At 66.3% G+C, this 1,010-nt stretch carries 1 protein-coding gene; it reads left to right on the plus strand.

Annotated elements, in window-relative coordinates; all coding sequences use genetic code 11:
- Positions 1–62: 62 nt before the first annotated feature.
- A complete protein-coding gene (locus NLX86_RS34245; protein ID WP_254375724.1) occupies positions 63–977 on the plus strand; it encodes an IS982 family transposase in 915 nt (304 codons plus the stop codon).
- Positions 978–1,010: the final 33 nt, after the last annotated feature.

A 1,010-nucleotide genomic window follows, 5' to 3' on the forward strand; every position in this document is an offset into this window, starting at 1 on the left:
CTAGATGAATGAGTCCAAGGGATGGCCTGCGGACATAGGACGAGGGCGTCCAATGTCAGTGTGTGAAGACAGACCTGGACACCCTCGCGACAGCACTCTATGCCCGGATCGACGACGAGTTGAAGGCTTCGCCGTGGTTGGCCCCGCGGCGCCCGACCGTCGGTATCGCGCCCACGCTCAGTGACGCCGAACTGGTCACCCTCGCGGTGATGTCGGCGCTGCTCGGCTACACCTCCGAGCGGCGCTGGCTTCGCCGCGTCGCGCGGGACTTCGGCCGCTTGTTCCCCTACGTACCCCAGCAGTCCGGCTACAACAAGCGACTACGCAACGCGTCCTCGCTGGTCACCAGCATGATCCGGACCCTCGCGCGAGACACCACACTGTGGAGCGACGACGTGTGGCTGGTCGACTCCACGCCGGTCGGGTGCGGCTGCTCCCGTGAGACGGCCAAGAGATCGGACCTGGCGGGCTGGGCCCAGTACGGCTACTGCGCGTCGCACTCCCGGTACTTCTGGGGGCTGCGGCTGCACCTGGTGTGCACGCTCGGCGGCCTGCCCGTTCTCTTCGCCCTCACCGGCGCGAAGGCCGACGAGCGCGAGACGCTGCGCGACATGCTCGACACCGCACCAGACGTCGCCGCCTCCCACCCCGGCCAGACGATCATCGGCGACAAGAACTACTACGGCCGCGAGTTCGAGCACGACCTCACCGAGCGTCACCTGGAATTGCTGCGACCTGCCCGCAAGGGGGAGACCGAGCGGGCCGGCGCACACCTGTTCAAGCCGCTGCGGCAGGTCATCGAGTCGATCAACCAGACGTTCAAGGGGCAACTCGACCTGGAACGACACGGCGGCAAGAGCCCGGCAGGAGTCGCGGCCCGCATCCTGTGCCGGATCCTCGCGCTCACAGCGGCGATCTGGCACAACGACAAGACCAATCAGCCGGTCAAGCGATCACTCACCGCCTACGATCACTGACCGCAACGACACCCCTTGGACTCATTCATCTAG

Origin of the sequence: Streptomyces sp. A3M-1-3, from assembly GCF_024213665.1 — a bacterium.
Classification (GTDB): Bacteria; Actinomycetota; Actinomycetes; order Streptomycetales; family Streptomycetaceae; genus Streptomyces.